Here is a 23,245-nt window from a genome sequence, read left to right on the forward strand (position 1 = left end):
GGGCGGCGCGGACGCGCCCGACGACGCGGGCGGCGACGCGTAACGCTCCTCGCTCGCGCCTCTAGCGTCCGATCCCGTCGAGCGACAGCTGTTACTCGCCCGCACGGCCGCGAAGGGCTTATTAGGATGCACAGATTCGTACACTACACGACCGATCCGTTCATCGGACTCCACCATGAGCATCCAAGACCACATCCGACGCGTCGCGGACGGCGAGGACCTGACCGTCGCGGAGGCGCGCGAGGCGTCGACGCTCGTCTTCGAGGCGGCGACCGAGGCACAGATCGGGGCGCTGCTCGCGGCGCTCCGCGCGAAAGGCGAGACGGAGGGCGAGATCGCGGGGTTCGCACAGGGGATGCGCGAGGCCGCGCGGACGATCGACCCGGACGTGCGCCCGCTGGTCGACACCTGCGGGACGGGCGGCGACGACCACGACACGATCAACGTCTCGACCACCTCGGCGATCGTCGCGGCGGGCGCGGGCGTGACCGTGGCGAAACACGGCAACTACTCGGTGTCGTCGTCGTCGGGGAGCGCGGACGTCCTCGAGGTGGCGGGCGCGACCGTCGACGCCGAACCGCCGGCGGTCGAGCGCGCGATCGAACGCGACGGGATCGGGTTCATGCTCGCCCCGGTGTTCCACCCCGCGATGAAGGCGGTGATCGGCCCGCGGAAGGAGGTCGGGATGCGGACGATCTTCAACGTGCTCGGGCCGCTGACCAACCCCGCGGGCGCGGAGGCGCAGGTGCTCGGCGTGTACAGCCCCGACCTCGTGCCGCAGATCGCGGAGGCGCTCACCCACATGCCCGTCGAGCGCGCGCTGGTGGTCCACGGCGACGGGATGGACGAGATCGCGCTCCACGGCCCGACGACGGTGGCGGAGGTGGACGGCGACGGGGTGACCGAGTACGAACTCACGCCGGACGACCTGGGGCTCGACCGCGCCCCCGTCTCCGAGATCGGAGGCGGGACGCCCGCGGAGAACGCCCGCGACCTGGAGGGGATCGTCCGCGGCGAGGTGACGGGCCCCAAGCGCGACGTGATCCTCGCGAACGCGGGCGCGGCGGTGTACGTCGCGGGCGAGACCGACAGCCTCGCCGAGGGAGTCGAGGCCGCCGCCGCCGCCATCGACGACGGCGGCGCGGCGGAGACGTTCGAGACGCTGTGTGACGGGGCGGACGAGAGCGACGAGGGGGACGCAGAGACAGACGAGGGGGACGCACGGTGACGCGCGTGAAAATCTGCGGCGTCACGAACCACGCCGACCTCCGCGCGGTCGCGGACGCGGGCGCGGACGCGGTCGGCGTCATCTCCGAGGTGCCCGTCGACTCGCCGCGGGAGGTCGACCCCGCGACGGCGGCCGACCTCACGGCGCGCGCGCCGCCGTTCCTGACGACCGTCCTGGTGACGATGCCCGAGACGCCCGCGGAGGCGGTCGACCTCGTCCGCACCGTCGCGCCCGACGTGTTGCAGGTCCACGGCGAGTTCGGCCCCGAGGAACTCGGGTTCGTCCGCGCGGAGACCGAGACCAAGGTCGTCCCGGTGGTCGACTACGCGGACGCCGACCGCGCGCGCGAACTCGACGAGGCGGCCGACGCCGTCGTCGTCGACTCGACCGACGACGAGGGCGCGGGCGGCACCGGCGAGACGGGCGACTGGGCGGCGACCGCCGACCTGGTTCGCGACCTCGTCTCGCCGGTCGTGCTCGCGGGGGGGCTGACCCCCGAGAACGTCGCCGACGCCATCTCCGCGGTCGAACCGTTCGCGGTCGACGTGGCCTCCGGCGTCGAGCGGACCGGCGGCGCGAAGGACCACACCGCCGTCGCGCGGTTCGTCCGCAACGCCGGCCGGTCGCTCGGCGAGGCCGAGGAGGTGTACGGGTGAGCCGCGACGGCTCCGCCGACGCCGGCGACGCCGCCGACGCCGACGACGCCGACGACGACGCGTTCGACCGCTCGCGCGCCGAGTTCGTCGACCTCGCGTCGTCCGCCGACGGGCCGGTCGTGGTCCGGGCGGCCGCGACGCTCGACGCCGACGTGGAGCCGCTGACGGCGTACGCCGCGCTCGCGGACCGCTCGGACCACTCGTTCCTCTTGGAGAGCGCCGAGAAGGTCGCCTCCAGCGACCCCGCCGGGGCGTTCTCCGGCGACGACGGCGGCGCCGGCCGCCACGCGCGCTTCTCGTTCGTCGGCTACGACCCCGAAGCGGTGGTCTCCGTCTACCCCGACCGGACGGAGGTCGACCGGCTCGGTCCCGCCGCGGAGTACGTCGAGGCGGGCGAGGGCGACACCGTCGACCGCGTGCGCGCCGCGATGCCGGCCGTCGAGCGGGCGGGCTTTTCGGACACGCCCGACCGGCAGACGCTCGACGGCGGCCTCGTGGGCTTTCTGGCGTACGACGCGGTGTACGACCTCTGGCTGGAGGAGGTCGGGGTGGAGCGCCCCGACCCGGTGGTGCCGGACGCGGAGTTCCTGCTGACGACGCGGACGCTCGCGTTCGACGACCGCGAGGGGGGCGTGCGGCTGGTGTTCACCCCCGTGGTCGGTCCCGACGACGACCCCGGCGCGGTGTACGACGGGTTGACGGCGGAGGCGGCCGACGTGGAGGCGACGCTGCGGGCGGCGACGCCGCCGGAGACCCGGGGGATCGAGAAGACGGGCGAGACCGCGGGGGCGCGTGCCGACTACGAGGACGCGGTGCGGGCGACGAAGGAGCACGTCCTCGACGGCGACGTCTACCAGGGCGTCGTCTCGCGCACCCGGACCGTCGAGGGGGCGGTTGACGACCTCTCGCTGTACGAGTCGCTGCGGGCGGTCAACCCCTCGCCGTACATGTACCTGCTCCAGCACGGCGACCGCTCGGTCGTCGGCGCGTCGCCCGAGACGCTGGTCTCCGTGACGGGCGACCGGGTGGTGTCGAACCCCATCGCGGGCACCTGCCGGCGGGGGTCGTCGCCCGTCGAGGACCGTCGGCTGGCGGGCGAGATGCTCGCCGACCCGAAGGAGCGCGCGGAGCACACGATGCTGGTCGACCTGGCGCGCAACGACGTGCGCCGGGTGAGCCGGGCGGGGAGCGTCCGCGTCGACGAGTTCATGAACGTGCTCAAGTACAGCCACGTCCAGCACATCGAGAGCACCGTCTCGGGGGTGTTGGCGCCCGACGCCGACGCGTTCGACGCGACGCGCGCGACGTTCCCCGCGGGGACGCTGACGGGCGCGCCGAAGGTGCGCGCGATGGAGATAATCGACCGACTGGAGACCGACCCGCGCGGGGTGTACGGCGGCGGCGTGGGCTACTACTCGTGGACGGGCGACGCCGACTTCGCCATCGTGATCCGGACCGCGACGGTCGAACACGGCTCCGAGGGACCGGACGAACTCGCGGTGCGGGCGGGCGCGGGCCTGGTCGCCGACTCCGACCCCGCCAGCGAGTACGACGAGACCGAACAGAAGATGGGCGGCGTCCTCGACGCCGTCGACCGGGTGCTGGTCGACTCCGACGGCTCCGACGCCGCCCCCGACGGCGAGTCCGACTCGGGAGCCGAGAGGGACGCCGACGCCGGCGACGCGGGCGCCCCGGACGTGGGGACCGGCCCGGGTACGGGGGCCGAGCGGTGAGTCCCGCCCCCGTCCGCGTGACGGTCGTCGACAACTACGACTCGTTCACGTACAACCTCGTGGAGTACCTCAGCGCGCCGGTTCCCGCGGGGGAGCCCACCCCGACGCGGGCGACGGCGGGCGCGGCGGGCGGACGGGGCGACGGCGACGCCGCGCCGGCCGAGGTGGAGGTGTCGGTGCTGAAGAACGTCGCGTCGGTCGACGACGTGCGCGCGACCGACCCCGACGCGGTGGTGATCAGCCCCGGGCCGGGTCACCCGAAGAACGACCGCGACGTGGGCGTGACGATGCCCGTCCTGCGTGACCTCTCGCCGGACGTCCCCACGCTGGGGGTCTGTCTGGGGCTGGAGGCCGCGGTGTACGAGTACGGCGGCAGCGTCGGCCACGCGCCCGAACCGGTCCACGGGAAGGCGTTCCCCATCGACCACGACGGCCGCGGCGTGTTCGACGGACTCGAACAGGGGTTTCGGGCCGGCCGCTACCACTCGCTGGTGGCGACGGCGGTGCCCGACTGCTTCGAGGTGAGCGCGACTACCGACCACGCGGGCGAGGCGCTCGTCATGGGCGTCCGCCACCGCGAGCACCCCCTCGAAGCCGTGCAGTTCCACCCCGAGTCCGTGCTCACCGGGGTGGGTCACGACGTGATCCGGAACTTCCTCGCCGGCGTCTAGCTCACAGCAGGAACGTCGTCACGAACAGGAACGCGCCGACGACGACGGCGGCGATGAGCGCCACCTTCCACGCGACGCTCATCGCGACCCGCGCGACCAGGAGGACGACCAGGAACGCCACCAGCGCGAGGAACACCTGCCCGACCGTCGAGTCGAAGACGGCGGGCAACTGGAGGAACGCGGCGGGCAACCGGGCGGCGACTGGTCGGAGTGTCGCGGACATACGGTCAGCTTCAGCGCTTCGGCATATATCCCTTGTCCCGCGTCCGACGCGCGTCGGCGTTCCTCCCGGGCGGGTCACGCCGGTCTATACGGCCCGCGCGCCCGGCGGCGTCGCGCCCGTGACGAAACACTTTCACTCCGCGCTGAACTGTTATACTCACACCGTCTGACGGGCGAACGACGGGCCGAATCGCACCGCCACTCGACAGCCACGGCAGTACAAGTATATTTGAATTAGGTCAATCCACTCTGAATCCGCACCGTTTATGCCGGTGCGTCCGAATGAACTTCCGTCCACTCTCTACCATGAAGGGTAACCACGAGACTACCGTATTCGGGGGATTCGAGGCTTGTTCTGCGGAGGGAGCGCACGCATGAGCCGCGCGGACCTCGACGCCGACGAGCTACGACTGCCGATCAAGCGGACCGACGGGGAGACGCTCCGCGAGCGGTTGACCGACAACGCCTACGACAACATCCTGCCCGCGCGCTACCTCCGGAAGGACGCCGACGGCGACCTGACGGAGACCCAAGAGGAACTGTTCGAACGGGTCGCGAAGAACATCGCGCTCGCGGAGGCCGTCTACGAGTCGGAGCGGCGCGACGCCGACGTGACGGTCACGCCCGACCAGTTGAAGCCGGACCACCCGCGCCGCGACGAACTCGCCGCCGAGGTGTTCGGGACGGGGACCACCGCCGACTCGGACGCCGAGACGGCGCTGACGGCGCGCAACGTCAACAAGTTCGCCTACGACACCGTCGTCCCGGAACTCCCCGAGGAGGTGGCGACCCACGTCGAAGACACCGCCGCGGAGTTCCGAGAGCTGATGGAGCGGCTCTCCTTCATGCCGAACTCGCCGACGCTGATGAACGCGGGCGACGAACTCCAGCAGCTCTCCGCCTGCTTCGTCGACTCGCCCGAGGACGACATCGACGACATCCACCAGACGGCCAAGGAGGCCGCGCAGGTGTTCCAGTCGGGCGGCGGCATGGGGTACGCGTTCTGGAAGCTCCGGCCGTACGGCGACGCCGTCGGCTCCACGGGCGGCATCGCGTCGGGTCCGATCACGTTCATGCGGACGTTCGACCAGATGTGCGAGACCATCGCGCAGGGCGGCGCGCGCCGGGGCGCCCAGATGGGCGTCATGCGCGTCTCCCACCCGGACGTGATCCAGTTCATCCACGCGAAGAACAAGGACGTGAGCCTCGCACAGACGCTGAAGCTCAACGACCCCGACGACTACACCCACACCAGCTTCGCCGACGCCTTAGAGGAGGCGCGCGAACTCATCGACGACGACGGGCGCGTCCCCAAACACCTCCGGAACGCCGTCGAGGGGCACCTCTCGAACTTCAACATCTCCGTCGGCGTCACCGACGGGTTCATGGATGCGCTGGAGGCGGGCGAGGAGTTCACGTTCACCAACCCCCGCACCGAGGAGCCGCACGTCGCCACCCCCGAGACGAAGGAGCTGTACGACATGTTCGGGCTCGGCGAGTACGTCGAGGTCGGCGAGGTGCTGTCGATCCCCGCCGCGGAGATCTGGGACCACCTCGTGCAGGGCGCCCACGAGAACGGCGAGCCGGGCGTCATCTACCTCGAACGGGTGAACAAGCTCCACAGCTTCGACACCGACGAGCACCCCGACCACCGGATCCTCGCGACGAACCCCTGCGGCGAGCAGCCGTTAGAGGAGTACGAGGCGTGTAACCTCGGCCACATCAACCTCTCGACGCTCGCGGCGACCGACGCGCCCGACTGGCGCGTCTGGAGCGACGCCCACGCCGACGAGTACGACTCCGAGGCCGAGGCGGTCGGGGCGTTCCTCGACGAGGCGATGGACTGGGAGGCGTTCGACTACCGGATCGACCGCGGCACCCGCTTCCTCGAGAACGTGGTGACGATGTCGGACTTCCCGGTCGAGAAGATCGAACGGAAGGTGCGGGAGATGCGGAAGATCGGTCTCGGCGTGATGGGGCTGGCACAGCTGTACATCCAGCTCGGCGTCCGCTACGGGAGCGACACGGGCAACGAGGTGGCCGAACAGCTGATGACCCACATCAACCACGAGTCGAAGCGGACCAGCCACGAACTCGCCGACGAGCGGGGCAGCTTCGACGAGTGGGCCGACTCGAAGTACGCGAACCCCACGGAGTACGCCGACTGGTTCGAGCAGTACGTCGGACTCGACCCCGCGGAGTACGAGGACGGGTTCGCGATCCGCAACCACAACACGACGACCATCGCGCCCACCGGGACGACGAGCATGGTGGGCAACACCACGGGCGGCTGTGAACCCATCTACAACGTCGCCTACTACAAGAACGTCTCCGACGACGTGCAGGGCGATGAGATGCTCGTCGAGTTCGACGACTACTTCCTGCGGACGCTGGAGGCGAACGACATCGACGTCGACGCGGTCAAACGCGAAGCCCAAGAGCAGATGGCGAACAACGAGTTCGACGGCGTCGACTCGCTGCCGTCGGTGCCGGCGGCCATCTCCGAACTGTTCGTCGTGACGGGCGACCTGACGGCGAAGGACCACGCGGGCGTGCAGGTGGCGTGTCAGGCCGGCGTCGACTCCGCCATCTCGAAGACGGTGAACGCGCCGAACGACTCGACGCTCGACGACGCCCAGGAGGTGTTCGAGTACATCTACGAACACGGCGGCAAGGGCGTCACCTACTACCGCGACGGCACCCGCTCGAAGCAGGTGCTGACGACGCGTGCGGACAACGCCGAGTTCGCCGACGAGAGCGAGGCGGCCGAGACGCTGGTCGAGCAGATCACCGAGGTGTTCGGCGGCGTCGATGCGTTCCTCGACAACGAGGACGTCCGCGCCGCCGTCGACGCGGAGGTCGAGCAGTTGCTCGAAGCCAGCGAGAAGCCCGCGGTCGACTACACGGAGAAGCGCCCGCGGCCCGACTCGCTCCACGGCGTGACCCAGCGGGTCGACACCGGCTACGGGAAGCTCTACGTCACCATCAACGAGGACGAGAACGGCCGGCCGTTCGAACTGTTCGCGAACATCGGCCACTCGGGCGGGTTCACCAACTCGTTCACCGAGTCGCTCGCGAAGGTGATCTCGACGGCGCTCCGGTCGGGCGTCTCGCCCGAGGAGATCGTCGACGAACTCCAGGGCACCCGCAGCCCGAAGATCGCGTGGGACAAAGGCGAGCAGATCCAGTCGATCCCCGACGCGATCGGCACCGCGATGCGCCGGTACCTCGACAACGAGGTGGAGAAGCGCTACCCCGAACAGCAGAGCCTCGACGACGTGGCCGACTCGTCGGCTGGCGCGGCCGCCGACCCGGTCGACGGGCCGGAGGCGGACGGCGGCGCGCCCGTCGAGGCGCCCGAGACCGACTCCGACGCCGCGGGGACCGCCCGGGCGACCGCGGCCGGCGCGGGCGAGTCCGACGCGGTGGACGAACTCATCGCCAACGGCGAGTCGCCGGAGTGTCCCGACTGCGGGAGCATGACGCTGTACTACTCCGAGGGCTGTAAGACGTGCGAGTCGTGCGGCTGGTCGGAGTGTTGAGGTAGCGCCGCCGCGCGGTCACGCGCGGTCGGTCCCGGGCGACGGCCGGCGTCGGACGGCCCGGGGGCCACAAGCCACTTTTTTCCAGCGTACAACCGGGATTACATGTCCGAGGAGACGACGCGCAGAGCGGTGCTCGGCGCACTGGGAACCGCGGCGGCCGGGACGCTCGCGGGCTGTGGCTCGTCGACCGAGGGGGAGACGACGTCCGAGGCGGGCGCGGCCGCGACGACGGGGTCGACCACGGCGACGGAGACGGCCACCGCGACGCCCGAGCGGGCCGCCTCGGCGTCGACCGCGGCCGACGACGACAGCGTCTACACCGCGGTGTACCGCGACACCATCGGCTCGGTGGCGCTGGTTCGCTCGCCGTCGGGTTCGCAGGGGTCGGCGTTCCTCTACGACGACACCCACCTCGTCACCAACTACCACGTCGTCGGCACCGCAGACCGGATGAGCGTGCAGTTCGCCGACGGCACCTCCCAGGTCGGGAGCGTGCTCGGTCGGGACCCGCGGAGCGACCTCGCCGTGATCGAGATAGAAGCCGTCGACGGTCACCCCCCGCTGTCGCTGGTCGACGCCCAGCCCACCATCGGGACCCGCGTCGCCGTCGTCGGCAGCCCGTACGGGTTGCAGGGGTCGCTCACGTCGGGGATCGTCAGCGGCGTCGACCGGCAGGTGCCCAGCCCGGCGGGCGACTACCCGATCCCGAACGCGATCCAGACGGACGCGCCGGTCAACCCCGGCAACTCCGGCGGCCCGCTGGTCGACCTACAGGGGAACGTCCTCGGCGTCGTCAACTCCGGCGGCGGCGACAACATCGCGTTCGCCATCTCCGCGCCGCTGGTCGACCGGGTGGTGTCGGGCATCGTCGACGACGGCGAGTACGAACACCCCTACCTCGGCGTCGACACCATCCCGGTGACCGACCTCGTCGCGCGGGCGAACGACCTGGAGGAGGCGCGGGGGGTTCTGGTCAGAGCGCTCGCCGACGACGCGCCCGCGGCGGGGGAACTCCGGGCGGCGACCGGCTACGAGCGGGTGCGGGGGTTCCGCGTCCCGGTCGGCGGCGACGTGATCCTCGCGGTCGACGGCGAGGAGATCGGGTCGCCGAAGGAGCTTCACGCTCACCTCGCGCTCAACGTCTCGCCCGGCGAGACGGTGCCGATGCGGGTCCGCCGCGACGGCGAAGTGATCGACGTCGACGTCGAGGTGGGCGTCGCCCCCGAAGCGACGCCGTCGACGGAGTGACTCGGCCGGGCCGGCGGCGCGCGGGGGCGTGACGCGCGGTCGACGACCGTGAGGACGCGCTGACGACGCCCGAGGCGGGGACGCTCGCCGGTCGCGGCTCCCGCCCGGATCGGACAGCAAGAACTGTCCGTGGGCGACGGTTTATGCGGGTCCGGACGAACGGATCGACATGAGCGAACAACAGCGCCGCGACCGCGAGGAGCGCGCGCGCGCCGACGCGGACGCGTTCGCGGGAGAGAAGTCGAGCGACCTGCGGAGCCACGAGGTGACCGAGGGGGCCGAGCGCGCGCCCCACCGCGCGATGTTCCGCGCGATGGGGTACGACGACGCCGACCTCTCGTCGCCGATGGTCGGGATCCCGAACCCCGCGGCGGACGTGACGCCGTGTAACGTCCACCTCGACGACGTGGCCGACGCCGCCCGCGAAGGGATCGAAGCCGCGGAGGGGATGCCGATCGAGTTCGGCACCGTCACCGTCTCGGACGCCATCTCGATGGGGACGGAGGGGATGAAAGCCAGCCTCGTCTCGCGGGAGGTGATCGCCGACTCGGTGGAACTCGTCTCGTTCGGCGAGCGGATGGACGCGCTCGTCACCGTCGCGGGCTGTGACAAGAACCTCCCCGGGATGATGATGGCCGCCGTCCGCACCGACCTCCCGTCGGTGTTCCTCTACGGCGGGTCGATCCTGCCGGGCGAACACGACGGCCGCGACATCACGGTCCAGAACGTCTTCGAGGGGGTCGGCACGTACGCCGAAGGCGAGATGAGCGCGGAGGAACTCGACGAGATGGAGCGGCACGCCTGTCCCGGCGCCGGCTCCTGTGGCGGGATGTTCACCGCGAACACGATGGCGTCCATCTCGGAGGCGCTCGGGTTCGCGCCGCTCGGCTCCGCCTCGCCGCTCGCGGAGTCGGAGGAACGCTACGACGAGGCGCGCCGTGCGGGCGAACTCGTCTTGGACTGCGTGGAGGCCGACCGCCGGCCCTCCGACATCCTCTCGAAGGAGTCGTTCGAGAACGCCATCGCGGTGCAGGTGGCGATGGGCGGGTCGACCAACGCCGTCCTCCACCTGCTCGCGCTCGCGGCGGAGGCCGGGGTCGACCTCGACATCGAGGAGTTCGACGAGATCAGTCGGCGAACGCCGAAGATCGCGAACCTCCAGCCCGGCGGCACGCGCGTGATGGAGGACCTCGACGACATCGGCGGCGTCCCCGTGGTGATGCGCCGTCTACTGGAGGGCGGCTACCTCCACGGCGACGCCATGACGGTCACCGGGCGGACGCTCGCCGAGGAGTTGGAGCACCTGGAGGCGGAGGGGCGGCTCCCCGCCGACGAGGAGATAGACGCGGACTTCCTCTACACCGTCGACGACCCCTACTCCGCGGAGGGGGCGATCAAGATCCTGACGGGCAACCTCGCCCCCGACGGCGCGGTGTTGAAGGTGACGGGCGACGACAAGTTCCACCACGAGGGACCCGCCCGGGTGTTCGAAGCCGAGGAGGAGGCGATGGAGTACGTCCAGTCCGGCCGGATCGAGTCGGGCGACGTACTCGTGATCAGAAACGAGGGGCCGCGCGGCGGCCCGGGGATGCGCGAGATGCTCGGCGTCACCGCCGCCGTGGTCGGCGCGGGCCACGAGGACGACGTCGCCCTGCTCACGGACGGCCGGTTCTCGGGGGCGACCCGCGGGCCGATGATCGGTCACGTCGCGCCCGAAGCCGAGGAGGGCGGGCCGATCGGACTGGTCGAGGACGGCGACACCGTCACCGTCGACATCCCCGAGCGGGAACTGTCGGTCGACGCCTCAGACGCGGAACTCGACCGTCGCGCCGACGAGTGGGAGCGGCCGGAGCCCGCCTACGAGGGCGGCGTGTTCGCCAAGTACGCCCGCGACTTCGGCAGCGCCGCCAACGGCGCGGTCACGAACCCCGCCGCCAAGCGAACCCAACGCGAGTGAGCGGCCGACGGACCGGCGGTCCCTCGACCCCGGTCCGGTCGCAGCCGCGTACGGTCACTCGACCCGTCGGAAGGAACTCCGGCCGTCCTGGTTGACGGCGACCCGGTAGCCCGCGTACGTGAACTCGACGCGCGCCTGCGCGTCGTCGGCCGGCGGGTCGGAGAACAGGTGGTCGAGGAGGTGGTCGATCGTCGAGTAGAGGCCGGGGAGTTCGGACGCCTCGACCCCCTCTAGTTCCGCGACCGTCCGCACCACCGCGGTGTCGGGAGTCGTCTCCTCCGTCTCGAAGTCGCGGTACGCGACGTCTTCGTCTCCGTCCGTCTCCGGTCGGTCCATTACCCGTTCGGTACGGTTCGATCGGATTAAAGTTTCACCTCCGGAGGGTTATTAGAATTGAGATGAATTTGAAAACAGTAACTACCGGTCGGACCGCCGTGGTCCCGGGTCGGTCCCGTGGAGCGTCTCGTGGACCGCGAGCACGAGCGCCGGCACCACCACCATGAACAGGTGCTCCTCCAGCGGGATGGCGAGCACCTCGACCCCGGTGCGCATCGTGATCTCGAACACCCCGACTTCGAGGGTGTACCAGTCCCAGACGTACGCGACCGGGTAGACGGCGGCGACCGTCTTGGCGGCCCGCCGGAGCGCGTCCGCCCGCGCGAGGAGGGCGAACGCGGCGGCGCCGAACACCGCCTCGGTCGCGAGGTAGGTGTACGGCCCGAACACGGTGATGTCGGGCAGCGGCGCGCCCGCGAGCGGGCGGAAGAAGACGGCCACGAGCAGGACCGCCAGAAAGAGGTACGCGCCCCGGACGAGGAGCATCGTCGCGGTCTCGGGGTCTTTCGCGTACGCGAGACCGACCACGACGCCGAAGACGAGGCTGGCGAGCGGCGCCGACGGCGGGAAGACGCCGGTGACCGACAGGGGGACGACCGCGAACAGGCCGAACGCCATCAGCGCGTACGCCAGCGAGCGCGCGCGCGAGTAGCCCAGCGCGACCGCGACGGTCCGCTTGCCGATCGAACTGTCGTACGCGACGTCGGTCGAGTCGTCTATCACCTTCACGCCCGCGAGGACGACGAGGAAGACGCCCGCGAACGCCAGCGGCCGGGCGGCGACCGCGCCGGCCTGAGCGGCGTAGCCGCCGAGGATGCACAGCGCGACGCCCAGCGGGTAACCCAGCGTCGTCGTGACGGGGTTGGTGTCGAGTTGGGGCGCGTGGAAGTAGCCGACGAACCAAGTGGGGAGCGTGACCGCGGCCGCGACCGGTCCCGCGACGAGCGACAGCCAACCCAGACACGCGGCGAATCCGACGGCCGCGCCCGCCAGTCCGAGCCGACAGCCGAACGCGCTCAGCGGGTGGTCGTCGTCCTCGCCGCGGCCGTGGAAGTCGACGTAGCCGTCCTTGACGTGAGCGGTGTAGACGGCGAAGAACATCGCCGCCCCGTGGACTGCCGCGACGACCGGGTCGAACTGGCCCGCCAGGGCGGCGCCGAACAGTGACGCCGCCACGGGCGGGAGCATGAACACGGGGTGGACCTGCGATGCGAACGCCCGCGCGACCGCCGAGGGACCCGACCCGTGGCGCGCGATTGCCATTGGAGTCCGATCGGGTCCCGGCGGCATAACGGTAGGGGCGGCCTGGGCCGGGACCGAGCGTGGTCACCGGAGGGCCGAGACGGCGCGGCCCAGTTCTCCGAGGTCGACCCTCCCGTACGGACCCCTTTCGTCCGGGAAATCAAACATTAACGGAGCTACACGTCCCGAGCGGCCCGAACTGAGGGGGCGGATCTCGGCCCGGCCGTCGGTGAAACAGTACCCCCGCCCACTCTTAGCTGAGACGCTCAGAAATAAACCCCACTTATTAGTGTCGCTCGGGTCGGAAGGTGCCGTATTACTACCTTTACACTTTCTCATCGACAGCTATGAGCGATACGGATATGACACGTCGGTCGGCGGTTCGCGGGATCACGGGCATCCTCGCGGGACTCGGCGTCTCGGGGCGGGCACTCGGGGCGCCGTCGTGGAGTCGGCTCGTCGTCTCGAACCGGAACTACGAGGCGAACGCGAGCTACGAGTTCGAGGTGAGCGGCGACGTCGAGACGCTCGACTCCCCGGCGGGCGACGACGCCGACGGGTCGCGCGCGTGGGGCGGGGTGTACGGCTGGAAGGACGGCTACCGGTTCACGGGCGAGGTGGTGTGGTTCTCACACGACGGGCCGGTCGACGTGTTCCTCGACGGGGAGGCGGTCGACCCGGCGACGTTGGGAACCCCGAGCCACCGGGTCGAGATCCGGGGGACCGGTTCGAAGAGCACCTACGAGTTCTCCGTTTCGGGCGAGGTGGTCGACGGCGGCGGCCTCTCCGGACCCGACTCGTACTCGGGGGCGTCTGCGAGCGGGGTGGTCTGGGACGGCGGTAGGGACGGGTACACGTACACGGGTGAGCTCACCGCCTTCTCGAACGTGGGGCCGGTCGAGGTACGCGTCGACGGCGAGACGGTCGACCCGTCGACGCTCGGGAGCAGCGGGGCCAGTTGGCGGAAGCTCGTCGTCTCGAACGAGGGGTTCGAGGCGAACGCGAGCTACGAGTTCGAGGTGAGCGGCGACGTCGCGGCGCTCAACGCCCCCGCGGGCGACAACGCCGACGGGTCGCGCGCGTGGGGCGGGGTGTACGGCTGGAAGGACGGCTACCGGTTCACGGGCGAGGTGGTGTCGTTCTCGCACGACGGCCCGGTGCGGCTGTTCGTCGACGACACGGAGACCGACCCCGCACGGCTCGGCGGCGACGGCGGCGGCTCGGGACCGTCGCTCGACGAGATACGGGCGCGCGGGACGCCGCTTCACGACTCGGACGACTGGTCCGGGTGGTCGCCGCTCACCGACACGTCGACGGTGACGCCCGACTCCGGGGTCGCCTACCGCGGGTCGACCGGGCTCCGGATCGGGGTCGACGCCCGTCGATTCGGCGCGCGATACGACCCCCCGTCGCCGCTCGACCTGTCGGGCAAGCGGCTCTCGCTGGCGCTCAAGTGGAAGGCGCCGAAGGAGTTCGGGAAACTGTCGGTCGGGCTGGTCGACTCGGAGGGCAACCGCTCCGCGTTCCTGAGTAGGGTGCCGAAGGGGCTCCGGGACGCGGAGCAGGGCTGGGTTCGCTGTCCCGTGGCCGCGGACGTGATGGGAGAGGACGAGGCGGCGTTGGACGACGTCGTGTCGGTCCGCGTGTCGACGTGGGCGATCGAGGACGGGGAGCTCTGGCTCGACGACATCCGCGTCCACGAGCAGTCGGACCGCGGGAAGGTGGCGTTCACCTTCGACGACAGCGGGGCGTCCCGGCGACGGGCGGTCGAACTCCTGAACGACCGGGGGATCGCCGGCACGCTGTTCACGATGAGCCACCTCGTCGGGAACCGCGGGGTGCTCTCGCTGTCGGACCTGAACGACGCGAAGGCGGCCGGGTGGGACGTCGCCTCCCACCCCCAGCACCGCGACTCGCTCGCCGAGATGAGCACCGCGGAGGCGGCCGCCGCGATGGACGCCGACCGCGAGTGGCTGCGCGACCACGACTTCGACCCGGACGTGTTGGCGTGGCCGTACGGTGAGTTCGACACCGGCGCCCTCCGCGCCGCCGAGGAGCGGTACGACCTGGCGTTCTCGGTGAAGGGCGCGCCGTCGGCCAGCGAGATCAGCGCCCCGATGAACGTCGGACGGATCGACGCCAGTACCAACGGCGAACACCCCGGTCACATCCCGACGGCCGCAAAGCGGTCCATCGACCGCGCCGAGAAGTACGGCGAACTCGCCGTCCTGATGTACCACGACGTCGGCACCGGTGACGGGTGGTCGATCCCCCCGGACCTGCTCGCGGCGACGGCCGACTACGCGCTCGACGCGGACGTCGACATCGTCACCGCGACGGACCTCGTCCCCTGAGGCGGGCGAGGCCGCCCCCGTCCCTCCGGTCGGCGAAACGAAAACGCGGACGCACGGCTCGGCGCGTGAGTACGAAGAGTGGGACCGCTGAGACTCGAACTCAGGTCCTACCGACCCCATCGGCAGAGGATACCACTACCCTACGGTCCCGCACTCGAACCGAGACGAGGCGGCGGGTTAAGCGCTTCGTTTCGCCGCCCGGTCAGTCACCGACCCGCACGCCAGCCGGCCGGGTGTCGGCCGCCGTCGCACGCGCCGCCCTCGCGTCGACTCACCCCCCGGAGTCGCCTCCGTCGTCCCCGTCGGACGCCCCCTCGCGGGGGACCACCAGGTCGCCGTCGTCGCGGACGGCCATCCGCGCGAGCGCGCTCCCCTCGTAGGCCGCGAGTCCCTCCGACCGGCCGAGGACGTAGCCGTCGTGTTCCGACTCGACGGTCCCCAGTACGTCGCCGTGCGGCGAGACGATATCCGCCACCGGGTCGCCCGCCCGTACGGCGTCGCCGGCGTCGACCCGGTGGCGGACCAGCCCCGCGGTGTCGGTGCGCGGGCCGACGAACCGGCGGACGGGGTAGTCGACGGGCGCCGACGGGACGCGCTCGCCGGGCGCGCCGACCCCCTCGGGTAGCGAGTCGAGCGAGTCGAGCAAGCCGAACTCGACGCACACCCCGAACACGCCCGCGACGCCGGCCGCGCGCGCGTCCTCGTCCACGACGCTGTGTCCGCCGAGTTCGGCGGTGAACGCCGGAACCCCCGCGGTGTTGAGCGCAGCGCCCGCGGTCGACCGCTGGAGCGTCTGGTCGAGGTACTCCGCGGCGGGGTACTCGTTGAGGACGGGCAGGCCGAACGCCTCGACCATCCTGTCGAGGTCGGCGGCGAGCGCCTCCGCCTCCGACTCCGTGCGCGCGTCGCCGTAGAGCACGCGGTCGCGGATGGCGAACGGCACCGAGCCGACGCCGGCGGTGTGACAGTCGACCAGGAGGTCCGCGGAGTCGACCACCGCCTCGAACAGTTTCGCGTCGATGCGCTCTTGGGTCTCGGGCGGCCGCGACGACTCGCGTTCGGTGTCGGGGAAGTGGCGGTTGGGGTCGTCGCCGCCGTAGTAGGAGGTGCGCTCGTTCCGCCGGAGACCCGCGGGGTTGACCGCGTGGACGACGACCACCGCTCCTTCCAGTTCCCCCGTGCGGTCGCGCACCGTTCGCGCCACGTCCTGTGCGACCGCGACGCCGGTCGCCTCGTCGCCGTGGACGCCGCCCGTCACCCACAGGGTCGGCCCGTCGGCGGCGCCGTTCGCCACCGTCACCGGGAGGCGCTCGTCGCCGCCGGTCGGGAGTTCGGTCGCCTCGAACCAGCCGTCGGCCGCCCCGCCCGGCGGCGCGCTCGCGGTGCCGACGCACAGCGCGCCGTCGCCATCGTCGTCGCTCTCGTCCGTGCTCACGTGGGCGGGTCGCCGCGTCGCGGGAAAAAGGCCCGCCAGCCGGCAGGTCGGGCGTGGAGAACTCAGACCAGCACGCGTTCGAGTTCGACCACCTCGCCGTCGTCGGCGTCGGGGTCGCCGGTCAGCGTCCCGAGACAGACCGCCGACCCGTTCGGCGCGTAACACGCCAGCAGGTCGCCCCGCTCGATGCCGTCGTCGGCGTCGAGGATCCCGGGTGCGTACACCGGCGCGCCGTGGGCCACCTGCTCGGCCGCGCTCGGGGCGACGGTCACGCGCGGGAGGTGCGTCAGCGCGCGTTCGGCCGGGGCGACCACCTCGCGGAGGAGCGACTCGTCGGCGGTCGGGGCGTCCTCGCTGTCGTCGCCGTCGTCGTCGTCGCCGGTTCCGTCGCTCCCGCGGGCGAACGCGACGCCGTCGACCAGGTCGTGGACGGTGTGGAGGTCGCGGTCGTCGAACGGGTCGGTCGCGGTCCGGCGGAGGTGGCCCATGTGGCCGCCGGTGCCGAGCGCCAGCCCGATGTCGTGACACAGCTTCCGGACGTACGTCCCCGACTCACACCGTATCGAGAGGAGGACCTGCCGGTCCGTCCGGTCGAGCACCGCGAGGTCGTACACCTCGCGGGTGCGGAGCCGGCGGACCACCGCGGACTTCCGCGGCGGCTTCTGGTACAGTTCGCCCTCGAACTCCGCGACGACGGCGTCGAGGTCGGTCGGGGCGGGCGCGTGGAGTTCGAGCACCGCGACGTACTCCTTGGCGCCTTCGAGGAACACCTGCGCGAGCCGCGTCGCGTCGCCGAGCAGGACCGGGAGACAGCCCGTCACCTTCGGGTCGAGCGTGCCCGCGTGGGCGGCGCGGTCGACGCCCGCGGCGTCGCGGACCCACGCGCTGGTCTGGTGGGCCGACGGGCCGGGTGGTTTATCGAGGTTGACGACGCCGAACGACAGCAGGTCGTCGACGGAGCGGTCGGCGGGGGCCGGGCGCATTGGTGGACTCAGCTCAGAAATCGTATACGACGCTCTCGACCGGTTCCTTCCCCTCGTCGCTGTCGGGGTCGTACGAGTCGACGGCGGTCGTGATCATGCCGAAGACCCCCTCGGGCGACCAGCGTGCGGTGTTGTACGAGATGTCGTAGATGGTGAGATCGGAGATGTCGATGTTGTAGTACTCCTCGTAGCGCTTCCCCTCGCTGACCTCCCGGCGGCGGGTCTCCTCGCGCACCTGCGCGACCGGCTTGTCCTCGCGGTCGGCGATGCGCTCACAGCGCACCTCGAACGGCGCGTGGAGCCAGACGCGGATGTCGGCGTGTTCGGCCGCGAGCCACCCCGCGAGCCGGGATTCGAGCAGGACGTCGTCCTCGTCGGTGGCGATGGCGCGGAGCCGGCGGTCGAGGTCGCGGTCGATGGCCTCGTCGTCCTCCGCGAGTTCGTTGAACTCGACCGGCGTCATGCCGCGTTCGGCGGCGAGTTCCCGGAAGATGTCGCCACCCGAGATGTGATCCAACTGGAACGCCTCCGCGAGCGACGCCGCCGCGGTGCTCTTCCCGCTGCCCGGCGGGCCGGAGATGGTGACCAACATACTCCGAGTCTGCCCGTCGGCCGTAAGAAGGTATCCATCCCCGCTACGCGCCCTCGCCGCTCCGTCCCGGTTCGACCGACCCCGCTGCCCGCGGACGGACCGTCGATCGCGGGTCGCTTACTCCTCGTCGTCCTCGTCGTCCCCCTCGCCCCGCTTCGCCAGCCCCGCGAGGTGGGCCGCCTGCTCGGTGATGATCTCCTCGGCGCCGAGTCTGACGGCGTTCTCGCTGCCGGGGAGACAGAACACGGGGACCCGGTTGGCGACACCCGCCGTCGCGCGTGTGGCGACGACCGCCGTCCCGACCTCCTCCCGCGAGAGCGAGCGGAACAGTTCGCCGAACCCCGGGAGCCGCTTTTCGAACAGCGGTTCGACCGCCTCGACCGTCACGTCGTCGGGCGTGACGCCGGTCCCGCCGGCGGTCACGACGCAGTCGACGTCGTCGCGCGTCACGAGGTTGTTCACCGCCTGCTGGACGCCGTCGTAGTCGTCCGTCACTACCTCCCGTGTCACCATCCGGTCGCCGACCGACTCGACCGCCTCGCGGACCGCGTCGCCCGCCGGGTCGTCGTCGATGCTCCGACTTGACGAGACGGTGACGATGGCGTACCCCAGCGTCTCTAGGTCGTGGGCGTGGTGTTCGTGACCGTGGCCGTCCGGGTGGTCGTTCCCGTCCGGGTGGTCGCGGTCGTCCGCGTCGCCGTTTCCGTCGGAGTGATCGTGGTCGTCGGTTCCGTCCCCGTCCGCGCCGTCGCCGGCCGTCTGGTGGTCGCTCACGCTCGGCGTTCGGAGCGGGTTCACAAAAGCGCCGTGCGACCCGGGGCGACGCCCGGCCGTCGGCGCACGCCCGGTCGGCTCACGCCTCGTCGTCGCCCGTATCCGCGTCGACGTCGGCGTCCCCGTCGTCGAGCATCTCGAACGTCACGCGCGTCGAGTCGGCCCACACCCCGTCGTGCAGGTCGCGCGCCCACGCGATCGCCTCCTCGGTGTCGTTGATGGCGACCCCGCGTACGCCCGTGTCGGTGTACACCACGACGCCGGCCTCGCGGTCGTCGACGACCCAGAGACCGAACCGGAACGGGATCGGACCCACCCGGAGGTGGAGGCTGTCGTTCCCCAACCGCTCGCGGATCATCCCCCCCTGTACGTCGAGTACGTGGTCGAACACCTCGCGGCCGACGACGAGTCGGGGCGCGCGGTCGCCGGTCTCGTCGGTCAGCGTGGCGTAGAACGTCTCGAGGTGGCCGGTGATCGCGACGGGCGCGACACCCATGAACCGTCCCGTCCCGTCGACGCTGGTGAGCAGCGAGTCGAGCACCCGGTCGGGCGCCGCGGGCGTCGACTCGGTCACCGTCGCGCCGTCGAGGAACGCGCCGCCCAGCGGCGTGTCCGACGGCAGCGCCGCGAGCAGGTCCGCGCCCGCGGCGAGTCCGTCGAGACGGCTCCGGTAGCGCTCGTGGGCGTCGAGCGCCTCCCGGCCGAACACCGTCGCGCGGTGCCCGCCCTCCGAACGCTCGGCGAGACCCGCGTCGACCAGTTCCCGAACCGCCCGGTCGAGCGTCGTCCGGGGGATGTCGAGCGCGGCGACCAGGTCGCGTTTGGCCCTCGGTCCCTCGGTCAGCGCGCGGAGACAGCGGTGACGTTTGGCGAGTACGTCGGCGACCTCCACTCCTTCCGGCGGCATCGTCCGTATATACGGCCGGGGGTGTATTGGTGTTCCGACCGCGGTCCGGGCCGAACCCGCACGCAGCGACGGTGCCCCACCGGTCGGGAATATTCCCGAGCGGTAGAGTAAGGTCACCGTACTCGAAGGCGTACACGCTGGTCCCCCTGAGGCACGGTCGAAACCCTCCGGGCAGACGGTCTTCGCGACCCCCTCCAGCGTGGCACCACCGTTTCGACGCCGGGCCGACCGTGAGTCGGGCGGGACCACACGTTTTTGGCTCGCTGTCCGACCCGTCCCCGACTCGTGCGGCCGTGACCGGCGAGCGCCGCCGTCCCGGTCGGGGTCGACCCCGGGCGGTCGGTCGACGCGAGCCACGTCGGAGACCGGGAGGGCTTTGCCGGCGCGGCCGTAACACCGACCAGTGAGTTCCGACGCCGACGAGACCGGAGCGGACGAGACGGGTGCGGTCGCCGAACCCGCCGGGACCGCCGACACTGACGGCGGCTACGTCCACCGGCCGAGCGACTGGGACGGCGACGACCGGCCGTCCGATGTCGCCGACGACCGCCCGTCCGGCGCCGCCGACGGCGAGGAGGGTCTCGGCCGCGCGGGCTGGGTGCTCGTCGGCGTCGTCGTCGTCGCGTTCCTCGTCGTTCCCGGCGCCATCTACCTCTACCCGGCCGCCCCCGCTCGGTTGGGACTCCGCTTTTTCGCCGCGATGCTCGTCCTCCCGTTCGTTCCCGCGTTCCTGCTCGGAGTGACGGCGGTGTGGAGCCTCGCGGTCGGACGCGACCGGCGGTAGGACGCGAGCTACCGCTCCGCCCGTCCGACGACGGGTCCGACCCGGAGCACGAACGGGGGAGGGACGGTCACCGGCGGCCGTCGTCGGCGTCCGACGGCGGCCGGTCGGCGCCGGTCTCGACCCGATCGACCGCCGCCTCGCGCGCGCTCCCGCCGGCGGGTTCGTCCGGCGCGGCGGGTCCGGTGTCGACGACGCCCGGCGACTCCCGCCCCTGCCGGCGCTCGCGTTCGCGCATGCTCTGGCGGGTGAACTGCGGCCGGGCCTGGAGTCCCCGGTCGCGCGTGCGGAACGACCGATAGAGGAAGAACGCCATCGGGAGCGTGAGCACGACGATACCCACCGCGATGTAGACGTCGAACCCCTGGGTGCGGAACGAGTAGATGACCGACGCCGACAGCAGCCCGACCGCCGTCAGGATCGAGTAGGAGAGCCGGCGCGCCAGCCGGTCGATCACGTTCTCGTCGTCTTCGATGTTGACGTTGACCGTCAGCGCCTCCCGCTGGACGTCGTCGAGGACGGAGTCGAGCTTCGGCGGCACCGTCGCGAGCGCGCGGGTGGCGTCCTGCACCTGCCGTCCGGCCTGCCGGATCAGCCGTTCCGCGGTCTCTTCGAGGTAGCCCTCGTCTTCGAGGTAGTCGGTGGCCACGTCGATGAAGTCGAAGTCGGAATCGAGCGTGACGCAGACCCCCTCGACCACCGTCGCGACCCGGAGGACGAGCGCCATGTTCTGCGGTAGCCGCAGCGGGAAGTCGTAGATGGTGGACTCCACCTGTTCGATCACCTGCTGGACGCGGTACTGGTCGACGTCCTCGCCGCGGACGTCCGCGATGGCGAGTTCCATCACGTCCGCCATCACCGCCCGGTCCGCATCCGGCGAGAGCGTCCCCATCTCCACGAGGGCGTCGAGGATGCCGTCGATGTCCTGGTTGGCGATGGCGACGTAGAAGTCGACGATCTTCTCTTGGACGAACGAGTCGACGTACCCCGACATGCCGAAGTCGTAGAAGATGATCCGCCCCTCCTCCGTCACCGAGAGGTTGCCCGGGTGGGGGTCGGCGTGGAACACGCCGTCGTCGATGATCATCTGGAGGTACACCTCCTGGAGCGTGGTCGCGAGCGCGGTCCGGTCGACCCCCATCCGGTCGAGCGCGTCCGTGTCGCTGATCTTGGTGCCGGGGACGTACTCCATCGTGAGCACGCGCCGGGTCGACCGCTCGTCGACGGGTTCGGGGATGACCACCTCGGAGTTGTCCGCGAAGTTGGCGCGGATCCGCTCGAGCATCTCCCGCTCGCGGCCGTAGTCCATCTCCTGGTTGATCGTCCGGTCGAACTCCTCGGTGAGGTTGTCGAGCGAGAACGCCTGCCCCTGGCCGACGAACCGCGAGATCAGCGGCATCGACCACTTGATGATCCGGAGGTCGGCGTTGACCAACTCCTCGATCCCGGGTCGGCGTACCTTCACCGCCACGTCCCGGCCCTCGTACTCGGCGACGTACACCTGCCCCAGACTCGCCCCCGAGATGGGGTCGGTGTCGAACGCGTCGAACGCCTCGGAGACGGGACCGAGTTCCGCCTCCAGCACCTCCTTCGACTCCGGCCACGGCGCGGGCGGCACGTCGTCTTGGAGCGACGACAGCACGTCGATGTACTCGGGCGGCATCACGTCCGGTCGGGTCGAGAGGATCTGCCCGAGTTTGATGAACGTCGGCCCCAGCGTGAGCAGGGTGTCGAGCAGGACCTCCGCCCGGTGGACCCGCTCTTCGGAGCTCACCTGCCGGGACGACCCGAACAGGAGGAACCGGTTGCGGTCGCGCGCGTACGCGACGATGAGCGGGAGGAAGCGGTACAGGACGAGCGGGAACCGTCGGTACGCGCGGAGGGAGACCAGCGTGACCACCCGGATTACTCGTCGTCCGAGTTCGGATCGGACACCGGGATGGTCCGCTCGGGGGCGGCGGTCCGTTTGGGGACGTGCACGTCGAGCACGCCCCGGTCCATCGACGCCGACGCCCCCTCGTCGGTGGCGTCCGGCGGGAGCGGTAGCTCCGCGTCGAGGAACAGCGGGCGGTTCTCCTCGACGTACTGGAACTCGCTCGGCGTCTCCTTCTCACGGCGGGCCTCGATCCGGAGTCGCCCCCCCTCGAAGGTGACGTCCGTCGTCGCGGACGAGGCGCCCGGCAGGTCGACCACGAGGAGGTACTCGTCGTCGCTCTCCAGTACGTCCGCGAACACGGCCTCCGGGAGGTCCCGGAGGGCGTCGCGCAGGTTCGTCATACCCGTCGTACGGGCGCGCGGTCGAAAAACCCCGCGGTGGCGCGGCGGCGCCGTCCCCGGTTCGTGCGTGTGCCTCTCTCCCATAGATTCTTGTGGCTGTACCGAGTACGTCCGCGCGTACCTATGAGCAGTCCCGCCGTGGACGACCCCCCGACCCCGGTCCGCACCGAGTCGCCCGACGTGCCCGTCTCGATCGCGGCGGTGCCGCCGGACGCGCCCGAGGAGGTGGTCGCGCCGGTCCGCCCGCTCGCGGCGGTCCGCGCCGCGGTCCGGTACGCCCGCGCCCGCCTGGGCTGACCGACCC

Annotated in this window: 20 protein-coding genes and 1 tRNA gene; 10 read left to right on the forward strand and 11 right to left on the reverse strand. The window is 71.2% G+C overall.

Translation table 11 applies throughout. The annotated features are described in order from the left end of the window. Positions 1–175: 175 nt before the first annotated feature. From trpD to trpG, 4 genes are read left to right on the forward strand one after another with little or no spacing between them, the layout of a single operon-like run. Positions 176–1,228: an anthranilate phosphoribosyltransferase gene (gene trpD, locus K933_RS09675; protein ID WP_023394549.1), complete on the forward strand. Its 1,053-nt coding sequence runs from the start codon at positions 176–178 to the stop codon at positions 1,226–1,228. Next, complete coding sequence (locus K933_RS09680) at positions 1,225–1,884, forward strand: phosphoribosylanthranilate isomerase (protein WP_023394550.1); 660 nt, start codon at positions 1,225–1,227, stop codon at positions 1,882–1,884. The genes trpD and K933_RS09680 overlap by 4 nt, the downstream gene beginning before the upstream one ends. Continuing rightward, positions 1,881–3,617, forward strand: a complete 1,737-nt coding sequence (gene trpE / locus K933_RS09685; RefSeq protein WP_023394551.1) for an anthranilate synthase component I — start codon at positions 1,881–1,883, stop codon at positions 3,615–3,617. Before K933_RS09680 ends, trpE begins: the two co-directional genes overlap by 4 nt. Next, positions 3,614–4,288, forward strand: a complete 675-nt coding sequence (gene trpG, locus K933_RS09690; protein ID WP_049947759.1) for an anthranilate synthase component II — start codon at positions 3,614–3,616, stop codon at positions 4,286–4,288. Before trpE ends, trpG begins: the two co-directional genes overlap by 4 nt. Position 4,289: 1 nt before the next feature. Here trpG and K933_RS09695 read toward each other — a convergent pair whose 3' ends face one another. Next, the gene (locus K933_RS09695; RefSeq protein ID WP_023394553.1) at positions 4,290–4,511 is read right to left on the reverse strand and encodes a hypothetical protein; all 222 of its coding nucleotides are present in this window, start codon (positions 4,509–4,511) and stop codon (positions 4,290–4,292) included. A 373-nt stretch (positions 4,512–4,884) separates the two neighbouring features. On the opposite strand from K933_RS09695, the gene K933_RS09700 reads away from it, so the two are divergent. The 3 genes from K933_RS09700 (at position 4,885) to ilvD (ending at position 11,260) form a co-directional block, all read left to right on the forward strand. Further along, positions 4,885–8,052, forward strand: a complete 3,168-nt coding sequence (locus K933_RS09700; RefSeq protein WP_023394554.1) for an adenosylcobalamin-dependent ribonucleoside-diphosphate reductase — start codon at positions 4,885–4,887, stop codon at positions 8,050–8,052. Positions 8,053–8,157: 105 nt separating this feature from the next. Further along, a complete protein-coding gene (locus K933_RS09705; RefSeq protein WP_023394555.1) occupies positions 8,158–9,303 on the forward strand; it encodes a S1C family serine protease in 1,146 nt (381 codons plus the stop codon). A gap of 169 nt (positions 9,304–9,472) precedes the next feature. Continuing rightward, positions 9,473–11,260, forward strand: coding sequence for a dihydroxy-acid dehydratase (gene ilvD / locus K933_RS09710; RefSeq protein WP_023394556.1), 1,788 nt, complete (start codon positions 9,473–9,475; stop codon positions 11,258–11,260). 54 nt (positions 11,261–11,314) lie between these two features. Here ilvD and K933_RS09715 read toward each other — a convergent pair whose 3' ends face one another. Beyond that, positions 11,315–11,596: a HalOD1 output domain-containing protein gene (locus K933_RS09715; protein WP_023394557.1), complete on the reverse strand. Its 282-nt coding sequence runs from the start codon at positions 11,594–11,596 to the stop codon at positions 11,315–11,317. An 81-nt stretch (positions 11,597–11,677) separates the two neighbouring features. Further along, the gene (locus K933_RS09720; protein WP_023394558.1) at positions 11,678–12,859 is read right to left on the reverse strand and encodes a lycopene cyclase domain-containing protein; all 1,182 of its coding nucleotides are present in this window, start codon (positions 12,857–12,859) and stop codon (positions 11,678–11,680) included. Positions 12,860–13,200: 341 nt separating this feature from the next. On the opposite strand from K933_RS09720, the gene K933_RS09725 reads away from it, so the two are divergent. Beyond that, the gene (locus K933_RS09725) at positions 13,201–15,192 is read left to right on the forward strand and encodes a polysaccharide deacetylase family protein (protein WP_023394559.1); all 1,992 of its coding nucleotides are present in this window, start codon (positions 13,201–13,203) and stop codon (positions 15,190–15,192) included. Positions 15,193–15,271: 79 nt separating this feature from the next. On the opposite strand, the gene K933_RS09730 is transcribed toward K933_RS09725, so the two are convergent. The 6 genes from K933_RS09730 to K933_RS09755 form a co-directional block, all read right to left on the reverse strand. Next, a tRNA-Pro gene (locus K933_RS09730) sits at positions 15,272–15,342 on the reverse strand. A gap of 121 nt (positions 15,343–15,463) precedes the next feature. Next, complete coding sequence (locus tag K933_RS09735) at positions 15,464–16,627, reverse strand: succinylglutamate desuccinylase/aspartoacylase family protein (protein WP_023394560.1); 1,164 nt, start codon at positions 16,625–16,627, stop codon at positions 15,464–15,466. 62 nt (positions 16,628–16,689) lie between these two features. After that, entirely contained in the window at positions 16,690–17,610 is a 921-nt protein-coding gene (locus K933_RS09740) for an RNA-guided pseudouridylation complex pseudouridine synthase subunit Cbf5 (RefSeq protein ID WP_023394561.1), read from the reverse strand. A gap of 13 nt (positions 17,611–17,623) precedes the next feature. Then, positions 17,624–18,202, reverse strand: coding sequence for a (d)CMP kinase (gene cmk / locus K933_RS09745; RefSeq protein ID WP_023394562.1), 579 nt, complete (start codon positions 18,200–18,202; stop codon positions 17,624–17,626). Between the two features lie 117 nt (positions 18,203–18,319). Then, positions 18,320–18,976, reverse strand: coding sequence for a MogA/MoaB family molybdenum cofactor biosynthesis protein (locus K933_RS09750; RefSeq protein WP_049947760.1), 657 nt, complete (start codon positions 18,974–18,976; stop codon positions 18,320–18,322). A 79-nt stretch (positions 18,977–19,055) separates the two neighbouring features. Continuing rightward, positions 19,056–19,883 (reverse strand): helix-turn-helix transcriptional regulator, encoded by an 828-nt coding sequence (locus K933_RS09755; RefSeq protein ID WP_152529798.1) that lies wholly within the window; start codon positions 19,881–19,883, stop codon positions 19,056–19,058. Between the two features lie 403 nt (positions 19,884–20,286). On the opposite strand from K933_RS09755, the gene K933_RS09760 reads away from it, so the two are divergent. Further along, a complete protein-coding gene (locus K933_RS09760) occupies positions 20,287–20,667 on the forward strand; it encodes a hypothetical protein (protein ID WP_023394565.1) in 381 nt (126 codons plus the stop codon). A 67-nt stretch (positions 20,668–20,734) separates the two neighbouring features. Here the strand turns inward: K933_RS09760 and K933_RS09765 are convergent, their stop codons facing one another. Together K933_RS09765 and K933_RS09770 are read right to left on the reverse strand one after the other, a co-directional pair. Further along, complete coding sequence (locus K933_RS09765; protein WP_023394566.1) at positions 20,735–22,564, reverse strand: ABC1 kinase family protein; 1,830 nt, start codon at positions 22,562–22,564, stop codon at positions 20,735–20,737. 5 nt (positions 22,565–22,569) lie between these two features. Further along, the gene (locus tag K933_RS09770) at positions 22,570–22,941 is read right to left on the reverse strand and encodes an Hsp20/alpha crystallin family protein (protein WP_023394567.1); all 372 of its coding nucleotides are present in this window, start codon (positions 22,939–22,941) and stop codon (positions 22,570–22,572) included. A 123-nt stretch (positions 22,942–23,064) separates the two neighbouring features. Here K933_RS09770 and K933_RS18365 point away from each other — a divergent pair, with 123 nt between their 5' ends. Next, on the forward strand, positions 23,065–23,238 hold the full coding sequence (locus K933_RS18365) for a hypothetical protein (protein ID WP_161631418.1): 174 nt from the start codon (positions 23,065–23,067) through the stop codon (positions 23,236–23,238). Positions 23,239–23,245: the final 7 nt, after the last annotated feature.

Origin of the sequence: Candidatus Halobonum tyrrellensis G22 (genome assembly GCF_000495475.1) — an archaeon.
GTDB classification, from domain to species: Archaea; Halobacteriota; Halobacteria; order Halobacteriales; family Haloferacaceae; genus Halobonum; species Halobonum tyrrellense.